Source organism: Oceanibaculum pacificum, assembly GCF_001618175.1.
Classification (GTDB): Bacteria; Pseudomonadota; Alphaproteobacteria; order Oceanibaculales; family Oceanibaculaceae; genus Oceanibaculum; species Oceanibaculum pacificum.
This window is the reverse complement of record NZ_LPXN01000087.1, coordinates 1-5,640: the sequence shown is the minus strand read 5'-3', so window position 1 is coordinate 5,640 and position 5,640 is coordinate 1. Positions and strand designations below refer to the sequence as shown.

The 5,640-nt window shown below is 70.1% G+C and carries 5 protein-coding genes; all 5 read right to left on the bottom strand.

Annotation, left to right across the window (positions count from 1 at the left end):
* Window positions 1-64: 64 nt before the first annotated feature.
* Complete coding sequence (gene rlmN / locus AUP43_RS06040) at window positions 65-1,210, bottom strand: 23S rRNA (adenine(2503)-C(2))-methyltransferase RlmN (protein WP_067553805.1); 1,146 nt, start codon at window positions 1,208-1,210, stop codon at window positions 65-67.
* A 47-nt stretch (window positions 1,211-1,257) separates the two neighbouring features.
* Entirely contained in the window at window positions 1,258-3,996 is a 2,739-nt protein-coding gene (locus AUP43_RS06035; RefSeq protein ID WP_067553803.1) for a type 2 lanthipeptide synthetase LanM family protein, read from the bottom strand.
* A gap of 7 nt (window positions 3,997-4,003) precedes the next feature.
* A complete protein-coding gene (locus tag AUP43_RS06030) occupies window positions 4,004-4,312 on the bottom strand; it encodes a hypothetical protein (RefSeq protein WP_067553801.1) in 309 nt (102 codons plus the stop codon).
* A 12-nt stretch (window positions 4,313-4,324) separates the two neighbouring features.
* Complete coding sequence (locus AUP43_RS06025) at window positions 4,325-4,615, bottom strand: hypothetical protein (protein ID WP_067553799.1); 291 nt, start codon at window positions 4,613-4,615, stop codon at window positions 4,325-4,327.
* Window positions 4,616-4,750: 135 nt separating this feature from the next.
* Complete coding sequence (locus tag AUP43_RS06020) at window positions 4,751-5,512, bottom strand: SDR family NAD(P)-dependent oxidoreductase (RefSeq protein ID WP_067553797.1); 762 nt, start codon at window positions 5,510-5,512, stop codon at window positions 4,751-4,753.
* Window positions 5,513-5,640 lie beyond the last annotated feature (128 nt).

Below are 5,640 nucleotides of genomic sequence, written 5' to 3'. Positions count from 1 at the left end.
GCCCTCGCCCTGAGGAGCCGCGAGAGCGGCGTCTCGAAGGACCCGGCAGCCTGCTCCGGCCGCCTTACTCCGGCCGCTCGCTCTTCTTCATCTTCTCGGAGGCGGATTTGAGCTGGCCGCAGGCCGCCAGGATATCCTGGCCGCGCGTCTTGCGCACCGGGGAGGCGTAGCCGGCCTCCATCAGGATTTTCGAGAACCGGTCGATCCGCGTGTTGCTGGAGCATTCATAGGGCGAGCCCGGCCAGGGGTTGAACGGGATCAGGTTCATCTTCGCCGGAATGCCCTCCAGCAGCTTCACCAGCGCGTGGGCGTCCTGGTCGCTGTCATTGACGCCCTTCAGCATCACATATTCGAAGGTGATGCGCCGGGCGTTCGAGGCGCCGGGATAGTCGCGGCAGGCCTGGATCAGCTCGGCGATCTTGTATTTGCGGTTCAGCGGCACGATGACGTCGCGCACCTCGTCGGTCACCGCATGCAGCGAGACGGCCAGGTTGACGCCCAGCTCCTCGCCGCATTTCTGCATCGCCGGCACCACGCCGGCGGTCGACAGGGTGATCTTGCGCCTGGACAGCGCCACGCCCTCGCCATCCATGATGATCTTCAGGGCCTTGGCCACATTGTCGTAATTATACAGCGGCTCGCCCATGCCCATCATGACGATGTTGGTGAAGTTGCGCCCTTCCATGCTGGCCGGCCATTCGCCCAGCTTGTCGCGCGCCAGCATCACCTGGCCGACAATCTCGGCGGGCCCCAGATTGCGCACCCAGCGCTGCGTGCCGGTGTGGCAGAATTTGCAGGTCAGCGTGCAGCCCACCTGGGAGGAAACGCACAGCGTGCCGCGATCCTCCTCCGGGATGAACACGGTCTCGACCTCGTTGCCATCCTCGAAGCGGAGCAGCCATTTGATGGTGCCGTCGGTGGATTTCTGCTCGGTCACCACGGTCGGGCGGGCGATGCGGAAATTCTCGGCCAGCCGGCCGCGCAGCTCCTTGGCGATGTTGGTCATCGCCTCGAAATCGGTGACGCCGCGATGATAGACCCAGTTCCACACCTGCTTCATGCGGAAGGCGGGCAGGCCCATTTCCGCGAAGGCGGCCGCCATCTCGGCGCGGTCCATGCCGACGAGGTTGGTGCGAATGGCAAGCGGAACGGCCGGGGCCACGGGCTCCGGCTTCCAGATTTGATCGATCAAGGGCTGTACGGCTGACATGGGCCGTTACATAAGCGTCCTCTGGCCGCAACGCAACGGTGGACTGGTCAGGTGGCCAAGGACACAGGCAGCAGCACCGGCGGCACGGCCTCCGGCGCTTCGATCCGCAGCAGCGCCAGCGCGATGCCGGCCAGGCCCTTGAACAGGCAGGGATCGCGAAACGCCACCGGCAGCCTGTCGCTCCACAAGCCGTAATCGCCGGCCCGCCAGCGCGCCAAGGCAGGCGCATGCAGCGCCTCGCCCTCCAGCGCCAGCAGGCGGCCGGCCAGCCCGCAGCACAGATCGCCCGGCCCGTCCGTCGGATGCGCGGCCGTGGTGCGTAGCGCCGCCGCCAGCTCCGCCCGGCGAGGCGCGAAGGCGTCGGGCGCCAGGCGCAGCAGCGCGCGGCGCGACAGGGCGATGCCCGGCGCGCCATGGCACCAGGCGGTCACCGGCCGGCGGCCGGCGGGATCGGGCCAGTTGCCGTCCGCATACAGCCGGTCCTCCCACAGCAGCGCCTGAGCGGCAGCGTCGAGATAGCGGTCCCGCCCGGTCGTGTCGAAGGCGCAGGCCAGCGCCACCGCCATGCCGGCCTGGCCGTGCGCGAGGCCGGCCACCGGCTTGCCGCGCCGCGGTTTCCACAGGCGCATCCCCTCTTCCTCGACCGACAGGGCCAGCAGCCGGTCGGTCCAGTCCGCCATCAGCGCCGGCAGGCCGGCATCGCCGGTCCGCTGGTGCAGCAGATGCAGGGCCGGCAGCAGCCCGGCGATGCCGTCATAGAAATCGAACGCCACCGCCCGATCCGGCGCGCCGAGCTTGCCGGCCAGATCCAGGGCGTCGGCGACGCACGCCGGATCGTCCAGCGGATCGGCGGACCAGCACAGCGCGGCGATCATGCCGCCGACGCCGACCGCATGGCCGAGGCCGAGGGCCAGCCCCAGATCCGTTGCCGTTTCGTCGCGCGCCAGATGGCGCAGCGGCAGCAGGGCGCGGCGGGCGAGAGCGGCCCAATCGGCCCGGCCGCGCCGCCGGGCCGCCGCCGCCAGCACGACGGCGATGCCCGCCGTGCCGTGATACAGCCCGTGCCCGGCGATGCGGAAGGTGATCGGCGGCTCCTCATAGGGCCGCACCCAGTCTACGCCACCCTCGGCGCGCGGCACCGCGCGGCTGGCGATCCAGTCCAGAATGCCGGTCAGCGGATCGTCGGCCGATACCGGCCGGGCGGGCGCGAAGATACGGTCCAGCACCGCCGCCTCGCGCTCGATATGCGCGGACGACAGGTCGCGCACCGCCTGGCGGGCGGTCTCCAGCGGCGGCAGGGCGGAGAGCGGTCCGATGGCGGCCCCGCCGGCCTCCGCCAGCGCCGCATCGCCGGGGCGATACAGAAAGGCCGGCACGTCGAGCCGCCCCAGCGCCGCCTTCTCCGCCGCCAGCAGCCGCCGCCAATCCGCCGTCGCCAGGCCGACGCTCGGCCGGTCGATGCGCGCCGCCTGGCGGTCCAGCGCGTCCGGCGCGGCGGTCATGTCCGGCTCGTGCAGCCGCACCAGCAGCCGGCGATAGGATTCGGTCGGCAGGGCGACATAGCGGCAGCGGGCATCCGCGAAGCCAGCCAGCGGCCCGTCCGCCGACAGGAAATTCTCCCGGTCCGCCAGCACCGCCGCCAGCGCCCGGCGATAGGCCTCGACCAGGGCGGGCGCATGGGCGCGGATATCCTGCTCCACCCCGTCCAGCCGGGGCAGATTGCGTTCGTCGGGCCGGCTGGTGACCGTGGCGCGGTCCATCCAGTCGGCGCCGGCATGGCGGAAGCCGAAATCCGGCACCGCGACCGGCGGCAGGGGGGGGCCGCCGCTGCCCATATTGCGCCACTGCCCCGGCCCCATCGGCACCAGGAAAGGCAGCAGCCCGCTTTCCATATAGGCCGGCAGATCGTGCAGCCGGTGCAGCCAGCCCGGCCCCAGATCGGGCGCGAACAGGCATTCCAGATCGACCATGACGGGATAGGCCCCGGCGGCGATCAGATTCTCCGAATGGATGTCGGTGCCGCGCAGCAGCCGCAGGCACGCCGCCAGCACGCCGAGACGGCGGTAGAAATCGTCCACCTCCCCGGCGGTGCTGCACTCGGCCGGCTCTACCCATTCCATCCAGCCATGCTGGCCGCGATCCAGCAGGCGCGGCAGGCGCTGGTCCGGCAGGCCGGCATCGCGCGCGCCCAGCCAGCGGACCAGCCGTTCGAACCCCGCCTCGACCGCCAGCGAGCGCGGCTTGTAGGCCAGTCTCGCGCCATCGGCGAAGCGAAGGCCAGCGACGCTGCGGCCCTCGGCATGCGGATCGGACAGGCCGAACTCCACCGCCGCCAGCGCCGGCACGCCGGCAGACCAGCCGGGCACGAAGGCGGCCAGAGCGGCGCTGTCGTCGCGCAGCCGCACCGCCATCTCCAGCGCCGCATCCAGCGTGTGGGCGAGCAGAATGTCGATGGAGCGGGCCAGGCCCGGATGCGCCGCCAGCAGCCGCTCCAGCCCGCCTGCCGCCATGTCGGCGGCGAAAGCATCATAGGCGGCGCGGGGCACCGCCGCCGGGGTTTCGTCCAGCAGGGCGGCCAGCGGCGGCGGGGTCGGGCGGCGGGGCGCGAACGCCTCGAACAAGGTCGGCCCGGCGATGATCGACAGCCGCCTGGCCAGCGCCGGCTCCAACCCGGCGACCAGCGCATCCGCCGGCAGGCAGGCCGCTTCCGCCGCCGCCCGGAAGCGGCCCAGAGCGTGATCGAGCGGCGGCCGAAGGATCGAGAAGAAAGCCGGCTTTGGCGTCACCGCAAGATTAGAACCAATTGTCGGTGAACTTGCCGGTGCACATGCAGTAGCAGCCATTGGTGCCCATGCAGTAGGGCGAACCGCCGCCGGAGACGGCTTCCAGCGCCGCGTCGTCCAGCTCGTCGTCCGGGCGGGCATTGTCGTTGGCGGTCATCTGCCGCTTGATCTCCTCGGCGGAAATCCGGATGCCGTTCTCACGGCCCAGCACCGCCAGCGCCTCGGCCACGTCGCCGACATCGCTGAGGCCGGAAAGCGTCTCCAGATAGGCCTCGTCCGACTTGACCAGAAGCTTCAGCTTCTCGAATTCAGCGCTCATATCCCCCATCCCTCACTTGGTGAAGAAGCAGTAGCAGCCCTTGGTGAACATGCAGTAGGGCGAACCGCCGCCGGAGACGGCTTCCAGGGCCTCGTCGTCCAGCGCGTCGTCGGGCCGGCCCTCGCTGCCGGCGGCCATCTGCTGCTTGATCTGCTCGGCCGTGATCGAAATGCCGTTGGCGGCGGCGATGCCGGCCAGCGCCTCGGCGGCGTCGCCGATTTCCGTCACCCCAGCGAGTTTTTGCTTATGCGCCGGGTTCGACGCGACGATGGATTTAAGCTGCTCATAAGCCTGGCTGGTCATGACATTACCCCCCGATTTATTAGACGATTGCAGGATAGTAAGGGCGCACGACCGGTTTCGGCAAATTAATGCTTCGTAAGAAAAAGGCTTCCGGCCGAAACCGGAAGCCCCTTTCGGCTTTTCATTCGCAAAGCCTCAGCGCGGGGCCAGCCGCACCGCGCCGTCCAGGCGGATGGTCTCGCCGTTCAGCATGACATTGGTGACGATGGCCAGCACCAGGTCGGCGTATTCCTCGGCCGTGCCGAGGCGCTGCGGGAACGGCGTGGACTTGCCCAGGCTGTCCTGCACCTCGGGCGGCAGGCTGGCCATCATCGGCGTCTGGAACAGGCCGGGTGCAATCGCCATCACGCGGATGCCGCTGCGCGCCAGGTCGCGCGCCGCCGGCAGCACCAGCCCGGCGATGCCGCCCTTGGAGGCGGAATAGGCCGCCTGGCCGATCTGCCCGTCGAACGCCGCGACCGAGGAGGTCATGGTGATCACGCCGCGCTCGCCATCTTCCAGCGGCTCCAGCTTCGCCATCTCGGCCGCCGTCAGGCGGATGATGTTGTAGGTGCCGATCAGATTGACCTCGATCACCTTGCGGAAGGTGTCCAGGTCGGACGGGCCGTCCTTGCCGACGATGCGCGCGCCGCGCACGATGCCGGCGCAATTCACCACCATGCGCGGCGCCCCCAGCTTGGCGACGACTTCCGCCACCGCCTTCTCGCCGCTGTCCGCGCTGGACACGTCGCAGGCGACCGCGATGCCGCCGACCTCCTGGGCGACCGCGGCGGCGGCCTCGGCATTCACGTCGAGAACCGCGACCGTCGCCCCCTGCTTCGCCAGCAGCCGCGCCGTCGCCGCCCCCAGCCCCGACCCGCCGCCGGTGACCAGCGCCACATGACCCTTGGGATGCATCGACTTCCTCCGTCTGAAAATGAGCGCCCGTTCATAGCAGATCGACAAAGCCGAGGCGAGGCGTCGCTGCGGGCCGGTCTTGCTTCATCCGGGTCTCCCCTCACCCAGGTCTCCCCTCACCCAGCCTT

Coding starts and splice junctions, on each gene's coding strand:
- AUP43_RS06025 (WP_067553799.1), bottom strand. CDS start 4,615: ATGACCAGCCAGGCTTATGAGCAGCTTAAATCCATCGTCGCGTCGAAC.
- rlmN (WP_067553805.1), bottom strand. CDS start 1,210: ATGTCAGCCGTACAGCCCTTGATCGATCAAATCTGGAAGCCGGAGCCC.
- AUP43_RS06020 (WP_067553797.1), bottom strand. CDS start 5,512: ATGCATCCCAAGGGTCATGTGGCGCTGGTCACCGGCGGCGGGTCGGGG.
- AUP43_RS06030 (WP_067553801.1), bottom strand. CDS start 4,312: ATGAGCGCTGAATTCGAGAAGCTGAAGCTTCTGGTCAAGTCGGACGAG.